The 16,288-nt window shown below is 64.3% G+C and carries 16 protein-coding genes; 7 read left to right on the top strand and 9 right to left on the bottom strand.

Features of this window, described 5'->3' with window-relative positions:
- The first annotated feature begins 67 nt into the window (after positions 1–67).
- From JQ591_RS07560 to JQ591_RS07550, 3 genes are all read left to right on the top strand, one after another.
- Positions 68–1,426, top strand: a complete 1,359-nt coding sequence (locus JQ591_RS07560) for an aromatic ring-hydroxylating dioxygenase subunit alpha (RefSeq protein WP_211395378.1) — start codon at positions 68–70, stop codon at positions 1,424–1,426.
- Between the two features lie 91 nt (positions 1,427–1,517).
- The gene (locus tag JQ591_RS07555) at positions 1,518–2,978 is read left to right on the top strand and encodes a glutamine synthetase family protein (protein WP_211395377.1); all 1,461 of its coding nucleotides are present in this window, start codon (positions 1,518–1,520) and stop codon (positions 2,976–2,978) included.
- 293 nt (positions 2,979–3,271) lie between these two features.
- The gene (locus JQ591_RS07550; RefSeq protein WP_211395376.1) at positions 3,272–3,670 is read left to right on the top strand and encodes a hypothetical protein; all 399 of its coding nucleotides are present in this window, start codon (positions 3,272–3,274) and stop codon (positions 3,668–3,670) included.
- 67 nt (positions 3,671–3,737) lie between these two features.
- Here the strand turns inward: JQ591_RS07550 and JQ591_RS07545 are convergent, their stop codons facing one another.
- The 9 genes from JQ591_RS07545 to JQ591_RS07505 all read right to left on the bottom strand — a co-directional run bounded on the left by JQ591_RS07545 (position 3,738) and on the right by JQ591_RS07505 (position 12,598).
- Complete coding sequence (locus tag JQ591_RS07545; RefSeq protein ID WP_349630372.1) at positions 3,738–5,969, bottom strand: TonB-dependent siderophore receptor; 2,232 nt, start codon at positions 5,967–5,969, stop codon at positions 3,738–3,740.
- Between the two features lie 207 nt (positions 5,970–6,176).
- The gene (locus tag JQ591_RS07540; RefSeq protein ID WP_249136554.1) at positions 6,177–6,821 is read right to left on the bottom strand and encodes a helix-turn-helix transcriptional regulator; all 645 of its coding nucleotides are present in this window, start codon (positions 6,819–6,821) and stop codon (positions 6,177–6,179) included.
- Between the two features lie 393 nt (positions 6,822–7,214).
- On the bottom strand, positions 7,215–7,943 hold the full coding sequence (locus JQ591_RS07535) for an ABC transporter ATP-binding protein (protein ID WP_249136553.1): 729 nt from the start codon (positions 7,941–7,943) through the stop codon (positions 7,215–7,217).
- Positions 7,936–8,703, bottom strand: a complete 768-nt coding sequence (locus JQ591_RS07530; RefSeq protein ID WP_211395374.1) for an ABC transporter ATP-binding protein — start codon at positions 8,701–8,703, stop codon at positions 7,936–7,938. Before JQ591_RS07530 ends, JQ591_RS07535 begins: the two co-directional genes overlap by 8 nt.
- Entirely contained in the window at positions 8,696–9,640 is a 945-nt protein-coding gene (locus JQ591_RS07525; RefSeq protein ID WP_211395373.1) for a branched-chain amino acid ABC transporter permease, read from the bottom strand. The genes JQ591_RS07530 and JQ591_RS07525 overlap by 8 nt, the downstream gene beginning before the upstream one ends.
- Positions 9,637–10,554: a branched-chain amino acid ABC transporter permease gene (locus tag JQ591_RS07520; protein WP_211395372.1), complete on the bottom strand. Its 918-nt coding sequence runs from the start codon at positions 10,552–10,554 to the stop codon at positions 9,637–9,639. The genes JQ591_RS07525 and JQ591_RS07520 overlap by 4 nt, the downstream gene beginning before the upstream one ends.
- Before the next feature lie 351 nt (positions 10,555–10,905).
- The gene (locus JQ591_RS07515; RefSeq protein ID WP_008540920.1) at positions 10,906–11,124 is read right to left on the bottom strand and encodes a hypothetical protein; all 219 of its coding nucleotides are present in this window, start codon (positions 11,122–11,124) and stop codon (positions 10,906–10,908) included.
- Position 11,125: 1 nt separating this feature from the next.
- Positions 11,126–11,782, bottom strand: coding sequence for an acyl-homoserine-lactone synthase (locus JQ591_RS07510; RefSeq protein ID WP_211395371.1), 657 nt, complete (start codon positions 11,780–11,782; stop codon positions 11,126–11,128).
- Positions 11,783–11,869: 87 nt separating this feature from the next.
- Complete coding sequence (locus JQ591_RS07505; protein ID WP_211395607.1) at positions 11,870–12,598, bottom strand: helix-turn-helix transcriptional regulator; 729 nt, start codon at positions 12,596–12,598, stop codon at positions 11,870–11,872.
- Positions 12,599–12,765: 167 nt separating this feature from the next.
- Between JQ591_RS07505 and JQ591_RS07500 the strand changes: the two genes are divergently transcribed.
- From JQ591_RS07500 to JQ591_RS07485, 4 genes are all read left to right on the top strand, one after another.
- Positions 12,766–12,942: a hypothetical protein gene (locus tag JQ591_RS07500; RefSeq protein ID WP_211395370.1), complete on the top strand. Its 177-nt coding sequence runs from the start codon at positions 12,766–12,768 to the stop codon at positions 12,940–12,942.
- Between the two features lie 134 nt (positions 12,943–13,076).
- Positions 13,077–14,015: a LysR family transcriptional regulator gene (locus tag JQ591_RS07495; protein ID WP_211395369.1), complete on the top strand. Its 939-nt coding sequence runs from the start codon at positions 13,077–13,079 to the stop codon at positions 14,013–14,015.
- A gap of 144 nt (positions 14,016–14,159) precedes the next feature.
- Positions 14,160–15,038, top strand: coding sequence for a shikimate dehydrogenase (locus JQ591_RS07490; RefSeq protein WP_211395368.1), 879 nt, complete (start codon positions 14,160–14,162; stop codon positions 15,036–15,038).
- Between the two features lie 58 nt (positions 15,039–15,096).
- Positions 15,097–16,227, top strand: coding sequence for an ABC transporter substrate-binding protein (locus JQ591_RS07485; RefSeq protein WP_211395367.1), 1,131 nt, complete (start codon positions 15,097–15,099; stop codon positions 16,225–16,227).
- Positions 16,228–16,288: the final 61 nt, after the last annotated feature.

Here is a 16,288-nt window from a genome sequence, read left to right as displayed (position 1 = left end):
GCATGTCATAATTCGCCCATTCGTTCAATAGGCGAACAAACGCCACTCCACAAAGGATGCACTCGCCATGATGAGCCAGGAGCAGAACGACCTGATCACCCGCACCGGTCCGAAGGACCCCTGCGGGAAGCTGATGCGGAGCTACTGGCAGCCGGCGGCGCTGGTGGACGAGCTCGACGGCGATCGCCCGATCCGCCCGGTCAAACTGCTCGGTGAAAACCTGGTGCTGTTCCGCGACGAGACCGGACGCTACGGCCTGATCGACCGTCACTGCGCCCATCGCGGCGCCGATCTCGCTTTCGGTCGGCTCGAGCATGGCGGCCTGCGCTGCGCCTTCCATGGCTGGCTGTTCGACGCCACCGGGCAATGCATCGAGACCCCGGCCGAGCCGAAGGATTCGAAGCTGTGCCAGAACGTTCGGCAGCGCTCCTATCCCGTGGTGGAGAAGAGCGGCATCCTCTGGGCTTATCTCGGCGAGGGCGAACCGCCGGCGTTCCCGGAGTTCGACTGCTTCGTCGCGCCTGATACCCATACTTTTGCGTTCAAGGGGCACATGGCCTGCAACTGGCTCCAGGCGCTCGAAGTCGGCATCGATCCCGCGCACGCCTCCTATCTGCATCGCTTCTTCGAGGACGAGGACACGTCGACGGCTTACGGCAAGCAGTTCCGCGGCGCGTCGGCCGGCTCCGACCTGCCGATGACGAAGATCCTGCGCGAGTACGACCGCCCGATCATCAATGTCGAGCACACCGAATACGGCCTGCGGCTGATCGCGCTGCGCGAGATCGACGAGGAGCGCACCCATGTGCGCGTCACCAACCAGGTCTTCCCGCACGGCTTCGTCATCCCCATGAGCACGGAGATGACGATCACGCAGTGGCACGTGCCGGTCGACGACGAGAACTGCTACTGGTACGCGATCTTCACCAGCTATTCGAACCCCGTGGACAAGAAGAAGATGCGCGACCAGCGGCTCGAGCTCTATGAGCTGCCGGACTACAAATCGCGCAAGAACAGGACCAACGACTACGGCTTCGACCCGCACGAGCAGCAGACGGCGACCTATACCGGCATGGGCACCGACATCAACGTCCACGACCAGTGGGCGGTGGAATCGATGGGCGCGATCCAGGATCGCACCAGGGAGCACCTCGGCACGAGCGACAAGGCGATCGTGCAATACCGCCGCCTGCTGCGGCAGGAGATCGAGAAGGTCGCAGGCGGCGAGAAGCCGATGCTGCATCTTGACGAGAGCACGGCGCGTTCGATCCAGGGCCCGGCGACCATGGACGGCATCGGGCCGACGCGGGGCTGGGAGACCTACTGGATGGAAGTCGACGTCAAGCGCCGCCGCGGCGCGCCGTGGACGGTGCCGGTGCCGAAGGAGATCGCGGATAACGTGCACCGGCTGACGGCGGCGGAGTGAGGGTGACGGCCCATCCTCGTCATTGCGCTGCGCTCGCAATGACGGAGAATGTGGCGCATGCTTCGTGTCTCACGGCTGGAGGAGTAGCAAAGTGACTTTCGTCGCGCGTCATGCGCTGTGGTCGGATGAGCAGAAGGACGCGGCGACGCGGATGCGCCGCATCGTCGAGGAAAGGAACCTCGAGGTCATCCGCCTCGCCTTCCCGGACCAGCACGGTATTTTGCGCGGCAAGACCATCGTCGCCGCCGAGGCGATCGCCTCGCTGGAGAGCGGCTGCTCCATCACCACCACCATGCTCGCCAAGGACACCTCGCACCGCACGGTGTTTCCGGTGTTCACGTCAGGCGGCGGCTTCGGCATGAAGGAGATGGAGGGCGCCGCCGACGCGCTGATGGTCGCCGATCCCACCACGTTTCGCGTTTTGCCGTGGGCACCGACCACCGGCTGGGTTCTCTGCGACCTCTATTTCAACGACGGCCGCCCGGTGCCGTTCGCGACGCGCGGGCTCTATCGCAAGGCGCTCGATGAGCTCGGACGCCGCGGCCACGATTTCATCGCGGGGCTCGAGGTCGAATTCCACATCTTCAAGCTCGACGATCCGCATATGCGCCCGGAGGATGCCGGCCAGCCCGGCACGCCGCCTTCGGTGAGCCTGCTCAGCCACGGTTATCAATACCTCACCGAGCAGCGCTTCGACCAGATGGAGCCGGTGCTGGAGATCCTGCGCCGTGACGTCGTCGCGCTCGGGTTGCCCTTGCGCTCGATCGAGGTCGAGTTCGGGCCGAGCCAGTGCGAATTCACCTTCGCCCCGAAGAAGGGGCTGGAGCCCGCCGACAACATGGTGCTGTTCCGCTCTGCCGTGAAGCAGATCGCGCACCGCCACGGCTATCACGCCACCTTCATGTGCCGGCCGAAGCTGCCGAACCTGTTCGCGAGCGGCTGGCATCTCCACCAATCGGTCGTCTCACGCACCAGCGGCGACAACCAGTTCATGGCCAAGGAAATGGCCAAGGAAACGACAAAGGAGGGCGGCGAGCCGCTCAGCGCGTTCGGCCGCGCCTGGCTTGCCGGCCTGCTCGACCACGCCCGCGCGTCGACCGTGTTCACCACCCCGACCATCAATGGCTACAAGCGCTACCGCTCCTATTCGCTGGCGCCGGACCGCGCGATCTGGGGCCGCGACAATCGCGGCGTGATGATCCGCGTGCTCGGCGCTGCCGGCGACGCCGCCACGCGCCTGGAGAACCGCATCGGCGAGCCCGCCGCCAACCCCTATCTCTACATGGCCTCGCAGATTCTCTCGGGCCTCGACGGCGTCGACCGCAAGCTCGATCCCGGCCCGTCGGCCGACACGCCCTACGAAACCAAGGCGCCGCTCTTGCCGAAGTCGCTGCGCGATGCGGTCAGCGCGCTGAAGGACGATCCGTTCTTCCGCGAAAAGCTCGGTGCCGAGTTCGTCGACTATTACACCCACATCAAGAATGCCGAGATCGACCGCTTCCTGTCCGAGGTGACCGACTGGGAGCATCGCGAATATTTCGAGGTGTTTTGACCGAGATGCGCCTCACCTCCCCGTGAGGCGACTTCGTCGGCTCTGTTCCGACGACATTTCACCGCTCCCGACGAAGCCATTTTCCCCGGCCGACGAAAACCGCCGGAAAGACGGTGGAGGTATCTTGTCCGCGGTGATCAACAATGGAGTTCGGTCATGTGGGGTCAATTGTTCAACTTGATCTATCGCCTGTCCTGCCGTGCCAGCTTGATCGAAATCGGAATGGGCCGCTCGCCACGCTAGAGGGCCGGCGAATTTAGGTAAGACGGATTGACCGGATAAAGGAGGCTTCGATGCGCAGGCTGGTCCTGACCGCAGTGATGTCGCTGCTCGCAACACAGGCCCATGCCGGCGGCCCGCGGAGCCTGAGCCTTGCGGCGACCAATGCAAGCCAGCAGGCGGCCGAGCAACCGGCCTCGCCGACAGCGGTCGCGCCCGAGGCAACACAGCCGCCGGCAACAACGCCAGCGGCAAATGTCCAAACGGCGACCACTTCACCGACCCCGACCCAACCGACGACCACGGTTGCGACCCCGCCGGCCGTCGCGACTGCGCCAGCTGCCGCAGCACCTGCTCAGTCCACCGCCGCGCCGGTGGCAGGCGCGACCGAGACGGCCAAGCCGAGACACCGCCAGCCGTCCACCGAAGCCCGCGTGATCCGCGAACTGCATCGCCACGGGATCTATTGGTGATTGGCGAGCGACGCTCCCCAGCCTCGCCAGGACGACACTGAATGCCTGGCCGTCCTCGAGATTCCATTCACCAGCGATAGCCGAGCGTTGCGATGACGGTCAGCGGCGCGCCGCGGTAGCAATATCCGACCTGGCACGTGGTGTAGTGAAGATTGAACAGGTTCTTGGCGTTGACCTGGAACTGAAGGCCCTTCAGCTCCTTTGCCGCCTGCCCGAAATCATATTTCAGCGCCGCGTCGATCAGGGTCACCGAGCTGTTCTTGAACGTGTTCGCATCGTCACCATAGCTCCAGGACATGTAGCGCGCGCCGGCGCCGACGCTCAGTCCCGCGAACGGGCCGGCCAGCGGCAGGGCATAGTTGCCCCACAGCGTCACGGTATGCGGAGGATTGCCCGACGGAAACTTGCCGATCTGCGAGCTGTCCCCGGCCTGCTTGGTGACCATGTCGAGATAGGTGTACGACGAGGTGATGTCGAACCCGCCGCCGAGGCTCGCGAGCCCCTGCAATTCGAAGCCGCGGCTTTGGATCTCGCCGCGCTGGACCGTCACGCCGGTCCCCGTCGTTACCAGTCCGCCATCCTGGGTCAGGTCGAACACTGCCGCGGTGATGGAGCTTCTCGTCCCCTGCGGCTGGTACTTGATGCCGACTTCAGTCTGCTTGCCGGTGGTCGGCTTGAAGAAGGCGCCCGAAGGGTCGACGCCGAGATTGGGAAAGAACGACGTCGAATAGGAGACATAGGGCGCCACGCCCGAATCGAACACATAGGTCAGGCCGGCCCGCCCGCTATAGGCCTGATCGGACTGCTGCTGACGGGTCAGCGCGAACAGATCCTCACCCGTGGTACGAACCCAGTCGCTGCGGCCGCTCAGCGTCAGGATCCAATGATCGAGCCTGGCCTGATCCTGAACATAGACGCCGGACTGGGTTTGCCGCTGCTCCGTCGAGGACGAAATCGCGGGATCGGGAATGGATTCCGGTGCGTAGACCGGCGCGGCCAGATTGAGAGAGGAGACGCCGAAGCCGAATCCCTGCTTGTCGTTGAACTTCGACGACGTGTAGTCGGTGCCGATCAGGAGCGTGTGCTGCACTGGCCCGGTCGAGAGCCTGGCCTCGACCTGGTTGTCCATGATGGCCGATTGCAGCGTGTCGTGGACGTAGCCGGTATAGCGCGAGACGACATCGCCCACGGGAGCGCCGAGAAAGCCGACATAGCGGGTGACCGCATCGACATCGACATAGCGGAATTTCTGGCGAACGGTCACGGCGTTGTTGAACGCATGCTCGAACATGTAGCCGACGCGTCCCTGCTCCTGGTCGAGCGAATTGTAGGACGGACTGCCCGTGAAGATGTCCGTCGCGGTCCCTGTCCCCGAGGAGTAGGTGAACATCGATCCCGGCGTCTTCGATTTCTGGTAGGCACCGAGGACCGTGAAGGTCGTCGACTGATCCGGCTTCCAGGTGACGGCGGGAGCGACGTAGACACGATTGTCCTTGCCGCCCGGCACGAACACGTCGGCGTCGCGCACCGCGCCGGTCAGCCGGTAGGAAAATTGACCGTTGGCATCAACCGGGCCCGACAGATCGAAATTGCCCTGAACGCGGTCGCGGTCGCCGATCAGCGTCTGCACCTCGTGGAACGGCTGGCTGGTCGGCAGCTTGCTCTGCAGATCGATCAGGCCTCCGGGGGAGCCGAGGCCGTAGAGCGCCGAACTCGGCCCGCGGACCACGGTGATGCTGTCGACGCCATAGGGCTCGGTCTTGAACACGCTGAGACCGGCTCCGACGAGGCGCAAGCCGTCGAGATAGACGCCGTTGTAGGTGACGTCGAAGCCGCGGATCGCGATGGCGTCGAAGCGCGGATCGTAGCCGGAGGCATCGATGCGGACGCCCGGTTGATAGCCGACCGCCTCGGTCAGCGTCTGCACGGCGCGATCGTTGAGCTCCTTGCGCGTCACGACCGAAATCGACTGCGGCGTCTCGAGCAATGGCGTGTTGGTCTTTGTGCCCGCCGAGCTGCTGCCTGCAACATAGCTGCGCTCGCTCGGCGCGTTGCCGCGGCTGTCACCAGCCTCGCGCGCGTCCGGATTTCTGGCTTGCGCGCCCTCGGAATTGCGCCGCGCCGTGACGCGGCCGCGCTGCGATTGTGATGCGCGCTGGGCGGACTGGGCACGCGGACGCGCCTGGCTCGGTGCCTCCACGGTGACCGGAGGCAATGTCCCCGCCGTCGACGTCGCGTTGGTTCCGGAGGTCTGTGCGGCCGATGGCGTCGCGTGCAGCACCACGCCCAAGCCAGCCACTCCCAAGCCGGCTACTCCCAGGCCAGCCCGCATGATCCGTTCCCAGCCAGGCGTCCGCCCGTCGTTGCACTTCATCGTCTTCCCCGAGTTCCGTCTTCAAGCAACCCGGGAGTAACCAGATCGAGGCGCGCACCGCCTTTGCGCGCGCGCAAATCACCTTTGATCGCGCGTGGAGCCTTTCGAGTTCACTGCAAGTCCACTACAAGTTCACTGCAAGCGGCTCGGCGAATGGCCGAAGCGCCTGCGGAAGGCCGTTGCGAAATTTGCCGGATGGGCGTAGCCGACCCGATAGGCCGCCTCGGTGACCGACAAGCGCCGATGAATCAGAAGCGCACGTGCGGCATCGAGTCGCTGGCCCCTCAGATAGTCGATAGCACTCTCGCCATACGCCATCTGGAATTTCTGGTTGAAGGACCGGCGGCTCAGCCCCGCGTTCCGAGCCAGTTCGTCGATGCTCCAGGGATAGGCGAGATCGGCGTCCATTTGCTCCTTGACCGATTGCAAGCGGATCCGCTGGAGGTCGGCTGCGGGATCGAACGCGATCCGGCCGCGCTCGCTGAACAAAGCGTGGACCACGATCTCGGCGGCATGCGCCGACAGCAACAATTGCGCGGCGTTTCCGGCGATTGGCGGTGAGAACATTTCTGCAGCGACGGCCTGCACACGCGGAGACGCCGTCAGGGAGACGATGGCCGCGTCCAACGCGTCGGTCTTGAACAACGCCCGAAACGCGTCGCCGAGTCCAAGTCCGTCGATGGAGGCTCGGGGCAGCGCCAAGCCGATCGCAGGACGCACGCCAGGGCAAATCGAGCGTTTCACAGCGAGGGATTCGCGCACGGCAATTGCCGTCATCTGCCTTTCACAGCTTGCGCGCGTCGGAATGCCGCGGCCTGCGGCCTCGTTCAAGGCTACGGAGATGAACAAGCCCGGCGCGACAATCGCGGGACCGTCGGCGTCGGCTCGAAACTCACCTCTGACGAATACGCAGCCCGGAAAATCCAGCCATTGAGCGGCCGTTGAAGCGTGGGGCTGCGCGGAACCGATGCTGTCGTCCCCAAGCCGTCCGACAATTTGATCGTAAAAGTCCCGCATTGAATCCGCTTACGCCGGCGACTTTGGCCGCTGGCGACGGCGCGCTCAAGAGCTCTGCGCGCAGTTTGGAGGATTTCGAAACTGGATTTGCTCGAAGCGGTTTTGCGCGGGGCGACTTGCGCGGACGATGCCGCCGCCGGAGCGGCGAACGCCTCAGATCCCCAGATATTTGTGCTGCAGATCCGGCTCGGCCAACAATTCATCCGACGTGCCGCTCCACACCGTCTTGCCGCGCTCGATGATGAAGTGGCGGTCGCAGATGCGGGCAAGGTGGTCGACGTTCTTGTCGACGACGAGGATCGACTGTCCCCGGCTCTTGAGCAGCGACAGGCAGTTCCAGATCTCTTCGCGGATCAGGGGCGCCAGGCCTTCGGTCGCTTCATCCAGGATGAGGAGCTTCGGGTTGGTCATCAGCGCGCGGCCGATCGCGAGCATCTGCTGCTCGCCGCCGGAGAGCTGGTTGCCCATGTTGGAGGCCCGCTCGGCGAGGCGCGGAAACATCACGTAGATCGCCGCCAGCGTCCAGGGATTGCTGCTGCCGAAACGATCGGCGGCGGCCGCGACCAGGTTTTCGCGCACGGTGAGGTTCGGGAAGATCTGCCGCCCCTCGGGGACGAGGCCGACACCGAGCTTTGCGATTCGGTAGGACGGCTGCGTCCGTACTTCCGAGCCCGCAAAGCGGATGCTGCCTGCGCGCGCCGGCGTCAGGCCCATGATGGAGCGGATGGTCGTGGTCTTGCCCATGCCGTTGCGACCCATCAGCGAGACCATCTCGCCTGATTTGATCGACAGCGACAGGCCGAACAGCACCTGGGACAGGCCGTAGCAGGTCTCGATGCCGTCGACGTCGAGCAGCGTGTCAGCCATCACTTTTTCAGCCATGGTGCGTCACCACATGCTGGTCGCCGAGATAGGCGCGCTTGACGTCCTCGTTCGCCCGGATCGCGGCCGGATCGCCGGAGGCGATGACGCGGCCATAGACCAGCACCGAGATGCGGTCGGCGAGCGCAAACACCGCCGGCATGTCGTGCTCGACCAGCACGATCGAGACCTCTTTGCGCAGCTCCTGGAGCAGCTGCACCATGCGCTGGGACTCAGTGACGCCGAGGCCCGCCATCGGCTCGTCCAGCAGCAGCAATTTCGGCTTGCTTGCCAGCGCGACCGCCAGCTCGATCTGGCGCCGCTCGCCATGGCTGAGCCTGGACACCAGGACATCAGCACGATGGGCGAGACCGACGCGGTCGAGCGCGGCATGCGCGGCATCGCGCAGGCCCTTTTCCTTGCGTGCATTGGCAAAGAAGCGGAACGAGGTGCCGGCATGCGCTTGCGCCGCGAGCGCGACATTGTCGGCGGCGGTGAAATCGAGCAGCAGCGAGGTGATCTGGAACGAACGTGCCAGGCCCAGCGCGCAGCGGCGATAGGCCGGCAGATAGGTGATGTCGCGCCCCGCCAGCGAGACGCTGCCGGAATGCGGCTCCAGATGCCCGGTGAGCTGGCTGATCAGCGTGGTCTTGCCGGCGCCGTTCGGACCGATGATGGCATGCAGCTCACCTGCCGCGACGTCGAGCGAGACGTTGTCCGTCGCAACGATGCCGCCGAAGCGGCGCACCAGTCTGTCGACGCGGAGCAGCGGTTCAGCCACGATTGAGCCTCCCGAGCAGGCCCATGATGCCGCCGCGGCCGAACAGCACGATCAGCAGCAGCAACGGCCCCATGATCAGCGCCCAGTATTCGGTGAGCTGCGACAAGAACTCTTCCAGCAGCAAATACACCACCGCGCCGATGACCGGACCGAACAACGTGCCCATGCCCCCGAGGATCACCATCACCATGAGGTCGCCGGATCGCGTCCAGTACATCACGGCCGGGCTGACGAAATCGGTGTTGTTGGCGAGCAGCGCGCCGGCGAGCCCGCACATCATGCCCGAGATGACGAAGCAGACCAGTTGGTAGCGCTTGGAGGGAAAGCCGATCGCCTGCATGCGCTGCTCGTTGGAACGCAGGCCCTGCAAGACGAGGCCGAAGCGCGAATTGGCGATGCGCCAGATCAGGAACACCACGCCGAACAGGCAGGCGAGGCAGAGATAATAGAACTGCGTGCGGTTCGACAGATTGATCAGCCCGGAGAAGTCGCTGCGCTTGTAGACGGTGAGGCCGTCATCACCGCCATAACGCGCCAGCCCCGAGGCGACGTAATAGGCCATCTGCGCGAAGGCGAGCGTGATCATGATGAAGTAAACGCCACGCGTGCGAAGCGAGAGCGCGCCGATCACGAGCGCGTAAGTAGCGGAGGCCGCGAGCGCGACCGGAAACTGGATGAAGCCGCTTCCGACACCTTCCTGCGCCAGCATGCCGACCGCGTAGCCGCCGATGCCGAGATAGGCGGCGTGGCCAAAACTCATCATGCCGCCAAAACCCATGATGAGGTTGAGGCTCGCGGCCGCCAGCGCCAGGATGACGATGCGGGTGAACAGCGTCAGGATGAAGATGTTGCCGGATGCTTGCGAATAGAGCGGAAGCAGCACGAGGCCCGCCAGCATCAGGGCCGTGACGGCCTTGCTCACAGTGAAAGCCTTCATCGACGGTTGGCCGGAAACAGCCCCTCCGGCCGCACCACCAGCACGATCGCCATCAGCAGATAGATCAGCATGGACGACAGCGCGGGCGCGGCGGTGGAGGCAGCGGCGCCGCTCAGCACCTGCCGCAACAAATTGGGCAGGAAGGCGCGGCCGAGCGTGTCGATCATGCCGACCAGGATCGCGGCCAGGAACGCGCCGCGGATCGAGCCGATACCTCCGATCACGATGATGACGAAGGCGAGGATCAGGATGTTCTCGCCCATGCCGATCTGCACGGTGAGGATCGGCGCCTGCATCAACCCGGCAAGGCCGGCGAGCGCGGCACCGAGGCCGAACACCAAGGTGTAGAGCAGCTTGATGTTGATGCCGAGCGCGCCGATCATCTCGCGATTGGAGGCGCCGGCGCGGATCAGCATACCGATGCGGGTGCGCATCACGCCGAGATAGAGCAGCAGTGCGACCAGCAGCGCCACCGCGATGATGGCGAGGCGATAAGCGGGGTAGTGAATGCCCGGCAGGATCGGCACCGGCACCGTGAGCCAGACCGGCAGCGGCAGCGCAAGCCCGGCCGGTCCCCAGATCAGCCGCACGGCTTCGTTGAAGAACAGGATCAGGCCGAAGGTCGCAAGCACGTGGTCGAGATGGTCGCGTCCGTAGAGATGCCGCAGCGCGCTCATCTCGAGCACGATGCCGAGCACGAGCGTCGCGCCGAGCGCCAGCAGCGCTCCGAGCAGGAAGCTGCCGGTCCAGGCTGCGAAGGTCGCGGCGAAATAGGCGCCCATCATGTAGAGCGAGCCGTGCGCGAGGTTGACGAGATCCATGATCCCGAACACCAGCGTCAGGCCGGCGGCGAGCAGGAACAGCAGCAGGCCGAACTGCAATCCATTCAAGAACTGTTCGACGACCAGCAGCATCAAAACTCTTTCAGGCGCACGCAGGTTCGCCCCGATGTTCGAACACGGTCGCCATCAGTGAAAGAGCTCCCCCTGCCTCTACAAGGCGGAAAAATGGGTAATGGCAGTATCGTTCCGAGGCAAGAGCGATTCGACACCAAACATGCACTTTGTTGCATGCCGATGCATGCGATCGAGCGCCTCTCGGCAAGAAGGCTACCATCAAGAAGGCTACCACTCTGCAAGAACGCTGCCGCTCGGCAAGAACGCTGCCGTGCAGGCTGGGTCAACCTGACGCACCCAAAACGATCACCCTCCCCCCGTTGCCGGGGGGAGGGTGTGAAATTCGTCGCAACGTTGGGAAGGATACGCCTAGTGCGACGTCATCTGCCGGGGAAGGTCATCCGGTTCGGCGAGCACGCTGTTGGCTGTCGAGGCCTCCAGCGCCGCCATCCGGAACAGATAGGCGAGCGTCGCCAATCCGGTGTCTTCCGCCATCTGCGCCAGTTCGAGCGCCATGTCGGACATGTAGCCGAGATTCTCGTCCTTGGTCTGCGCCATGATCTGGCTGTCCCGCATCATGTTCGACATCTCAGGCGCTCTTTCGTTGTGCGGCGAGGCCGCAGAGGTTGGCACGGGCGACGCAATCGATACGCGGACCGTCCTGTTGCACGACGTTTGTCATCCCGAGACGGTCACACACGACGTCGAGCGACTCCTGACGGACCTCGATCGTGGCCGCCATCGTCCAGGAATTCTCGATCAGCGCCGGCAATCCCAGCGGCGTGACGACGAATCCGATCTCGTGGAAGCGCGGCAGCCACCAGGTCTCCATGACAAGACAGAGACGCTCGATGCCCTGATCGAGACAGAACTCCTGCGCCGCCGCCATCAATTGCCAATTGAACGCGCCGTCGCGGCGCTCGCGCGAAACGAAGAAGCGTGACCACTCCCATACCAGCGGGTTCGAGGGGCAACCGCGCACCGCGGCGAGATGCGGGAAAACCTCGCTCATCATCGTCGGCTTGGTGGTGGGATACAGACGGGAGCCGCCGAGCACCCGGCGATTTTCGAGAGCCAGCAGGTAGACCGCGTCCTCGTTGTCGTAGGCGTCGACCTCACGGCCATCGGGCTTGCGCAGCGCCTCCCATTTCCGCTCCTCGACAAAAATCTCGTGACGCACCCTGAAATGTTGCTCGAGAACGTCCTCGTAGAGGTGCCGGTTGACGGCAGAAATCACATGAATCATTTATTCCCCCATTGTTCGAAATAATGGGGAACCCTCACGGAAAACGGCCACACCGACTATTGGGAAATTTCCCAGTAGGCGCGGATTTCAGGGGGTGATGATTCTGTGGCGGATTGCGATCGCGACCGCATGCGTCCGGTTGACGGCACCAAGTTTGCGCGCGGCAGTTGCAAGATGCTCTTCGGCGGTGCGCTGCGTAATGTGCAGGATCTCGCCGATTTCCCAGGCCGACTTGCCCTGCGAGGCCCAGGCCAGCACCTCCCGTTCGCGCGGGGTAAGACGCATCGATCGATGCGGCGCCGGATCGAGCAGGCGGCGAATGTGATCGAAGCCGTACATCCCGATCAGGTGCAGCGCCGGCTTGCTGCGCGCATTGAGATCGAGGTGAACGCCACCGAGCGAGACGCCGGCCTCGTAACCGGTCAATCCATGGATCGGCACGACGAAGCCGCGCGACATGCGGAAATCGGCAGCGCGCCGCATCACCTCCACCGCGCCCGGCTCCAGTTCCGGATCGTACGGCGCTTCAGACCACTCGAAAGGATTCACCGTCTGCCGGCATTTGCGGATCACGGGATCGACGCGGTCGTAGCCTTTTTGGGTATAGAGGTTGAACCACTCCGCCGGCCACTTCTTGGCGAGCACCATCTGGGAAAAGCGCTGATCGGGATTCGGCAAGCCGGTGACAATGATGTGCTCGAAGCCGTACCGGCCGAACGCGGTCGCAAGCGCATCCATGGCGTCCGGAACCTTGGTATAGGCTCCAAGCCCCTCAATGAAGTCGAGCGCTTCCCGGCCATAATCCACGGCGGACATCGGTGCGTTTCCTGACCCTCGCTGTCCAGTATAGCACGTCTTTGGACACTGCCTCAATTCACCGTTTCCGTAGTTTCCCGGTACCCCATTTACCCCGAACATTTAATCTACTTGTGGAAGAAGGAACGTCAAGATACACCTATGACGTCTGAAGCGGGAAAACCACGATGGAAGACGAGGACATCGCCCTCAACAGCGTGCTCGGCCTGGAACTCAACCGCGTGTTTTTCGCCGTCCGCGAAACGGCAAACAAGCAGAAGATCATCGAGTTCGCGCGCGGCGTGCTGCAAAGCGAGCGCGCCAAGCCGGTAGAGAGCGCCTCGCCGGAAGGACCGGCGAGCTAGGACGCTGCTGCAGCAACCGACGCCGCTACAACAGATCGCGCGCCTCCCTTATCGCTGGCCGCCCTTACCCCTGGCTGACATCATGGCTCTCATGAGATAATCGTCGCCACGATTATCTCTCGGATGCCCAGGACATGATGACGCTGCGCCAGGTTGAAGTGATCCGTGCCGTGATGGTGACGGGCACTATCGGCGGCGCGGCCAAGCTGCTCAACGTATCGGCGCCGGGCATCAGCCGCCTCGTCAAATACACCGAGCGCTCGCTCGGCATCCGCTTCTTCCAGCGCCAGAACGGCCGCTATTTCCCGACGCCGGAAGCCGAGAACATCTTCGAGCAGATCAACGGCGTCTACAAGAAGGTCGACGACCTCTCCGAGCTCATCTCCAAGATCGGCCGCGGTGGATTGTCGGAGCTGCGGATCGGCTCGGTGCCGAGCATCTCGCAGGTGATGGTGCCGCGCGCGATCGAGCGCGTCCGCCGCCGCTATCCCGACCTCGGCATCGACATCAACATCCTCAAGCTCGAGGAAGCGATCGACTATCTCCTGCTCGGCCGTGGCGAGTGCGTCGCGATGAGCTACCGGCTCGAACATTCCGGCCTCGACTTCATGCCGCTCGCCTCCGGCGAGCTCTATTGCATCGTGCCATCAGGCCACGAACTCGCCGGCCGCAAGCAGGTCTCCGCGGCCGAGATCACCCGCTATCCGCTGATCGGCATCGATCCCAACGACCCCTACGGCCGGATCATGGCCGAGATCTTCGCGCGCAACCGGCTCGACTACAACATCACCATCCGCGCGCGCTTCGGCACCACGGTCTGTGCGCTGGTGAAGGCGAGGCTCGGCATCGCCATCATCGACCAGTTCACCGTCGCCCATGGTGGCTATCCCGGCATCGAGCTCTTGAAGATCACCGAGCCGACGCGGTTCGACACCTACATCGCGGTGAAGCGCGGCGCGCCGTTGTCGCTTCACGTCGAGTATTTCATCGATGCCCTGCGCGCCGAGATGCGCGCGGTGGAGCCGTCCCGCATCGCCGGCAAGGCCGTCGCGGCGCGTGGGCGAAAAAAATAACATTATGTTAGGTTTGCCCGATAAATGGGTAATTGTGTTAGGCGGAGGAAAGGCTATCGTCGCACTCGGAAGCCCCCTTGGAATTGCGCGGATTTCTCCGCTAATGGCTGGGACCGAACGCTCCCAACGAGACGATAGCGAACCATGTCCAAGCGCGGATACGCCGCCAGCAAAAAGCTCCTCACCGGCCTGATCGGCGCGCCGATCGCGCATTCCGCATCCCCTGCCATGCACGAGCGCGCCGCCGAGGCGCTCGGGCTGCGCGGCCATTACCAGCTCATCGAGGTCGCCGGCGCCGATGCGGACAGGCTCCGCATGATGCTCGAGGGCGTGCGGCGGCTCGGCTTTGCCGGCGTCAACGTCACCTACCCCTACAAGGAAGCGGTGGTCCCGCTGCTCGACGAGCTGGCGCCGGGCGCCGCCGCGATGGGCGCGGTCAACACCGTCGTCGTCAGGGACGGACGGCTGACCGGCCACAACACCGACACCACCGGCTTCGCGCGCGCGGTGGCGCCGCTGCTGGCGCCGTCCGGCAACGCCGTCGCCGTGATCGGCGCCGGCGGCGTCGGCAAGGCGATCGCGTTCGCCCTGGCGAGCCTGGACGTGACCGACCTCCGCATCTTCGACAGCGAGCCGGCGCGCGCCGAGACGCTCGTCTCCATGCTGGCCGCACAGGGCGTCGCAAGGCTGGCGTCGAGCATCGAGGACGCGCTGCAAGGCGCGACCGGCCTCGTCAACGGCACGCCGGTCGGGATGCTGCCGAACCGCGGCATGCCTGTCCCGGCCACGCTGCTGCATGAAAAATTGTGGGTTGCGGATGCCGTCTACTCACCGCTGATCACGCCGCTGCTGGCGGCCGCCCAAGCCAAGGGCGCGCGGATCATGACCGGACGGGAGCTTGCGATCTACCAGGCCGCCGACGCCTTCGAACTGTTCACGGGCCTTGCCGCATCGACCGAGGTCATGGGCGAGGCATTTGACGAGGTGATGGCGGCGCGAAGCTCGGCCTATCACGCAGCGTAACCGAAGCGGCCGGACACAAGGCCGCGCACGACATCAACGAAAAACGGGAGGAGAGACCATGAAATCGACCATTCTGGCAGGCGCCCTGCTTGCCTTCGCGACTGCAACCAGTGTCCACGCCCAGGCGATCAAGCTCGCCGACGTCGCCGAGCTTTCCGGCGGCGGCGCCACCGTCGGCACCAACTGGAAGAACGGCATCGACCTCGCGATCGAGGAGATCAACGCCAAGGGCGGCGTGCTCGGCCGCAAGCTCGAAGTCACTCATGCGGACTCGCAATCCAACCCGGGCGTCGCGCGCGCGCAGGTGCAAAAGGCGCTCGACGCCGAGCCCTATGTGCTGCTCGGACCCGGCTATTCCGGCTCCGTGAAGGTGACCGCGCCGCTGGCGGCCGAAGCCGGCATCGCGCAGATCATGGGCGGCGAAGCCGCCGAGCTGACGCAGGCCGGAAACAAATTCCTGTTCCGCACCTCGTTCGGCCAGCAATCGTCGATGCCGAAGGTCGCCAAATACATTCACGACGACATGAAGGCGAAGTCGGTCGCTGTGGTCTGGGTCAACAATGATTTCGGCCGCGGCGGTCGCGATGTCGTCGTCAAGGAGCTCGACCGTCTCGGCTCCAAGGTCGTCGCCGATCTCTCTACCGAAGCCGGCCAGGCCGATTTCGCCGCCGACGTCGGCAAGATCAAGGCCGCCAATCCCGACGCCGTGTTCGTCTACCTGAACGAGGAAGAGAGCGCGCGCATCCTGAAGGAGCTGAAGCGCCAGGGCGTCACCGCGCCGCTGATGGGCGAGACCACGCTGATCGGCCAGAAGGTGATCGAACTCGCGGGCGACGCCGCCAACGGCGCGCGCGGCCATGTCGGTCTCACCACCGATGCGCCGGTCGACCTGATCAAGGCGTTTCGCGACAAGTTCTCGAAGAAGTATAATTACGTGCCCGACCATAACGGCCTCAAGGGCTATCTCGCGGTCTACATGGTGAAGGCCACGACCGACAAGATGGGCAAGGTCGACTCCAAAGCGTTCGCCGACACCCTGCATGGCCTGACCGTCAAGGCCGCGGACGAGCCGGGCATCTTGATGGACGTCACCTTCAGCGACACCGGCGACATCGACCGCCAGAGCTTTCTGGTCGAAGTGGTCGAAGGCAAGCAGGTGGTGAAGCAGGTGCTGCCGAAGGTGAAGTGAGGGCTTCTTTCTTCTCCCTCGCCCCGCTCTTCGCGGGGAGAGGGAGTGACAGACCTGAACT

The sequence above is a fragment of the Bradyrhizobium canariense genome, from assembly GCF_018130465.1.
GTDB lineage: Bacteria > Pseudomonadota > Alphaproteobacteria > Rhizobiales > Xanthobacteraceae > Bradyrhizobium > Bradyrhizobium canariense_C.
The sequence above is the reverse complement of the archived record's forward strand: the minus strand, read 5'-3'. Positions and strand labels throughout refer to the sequence as shown.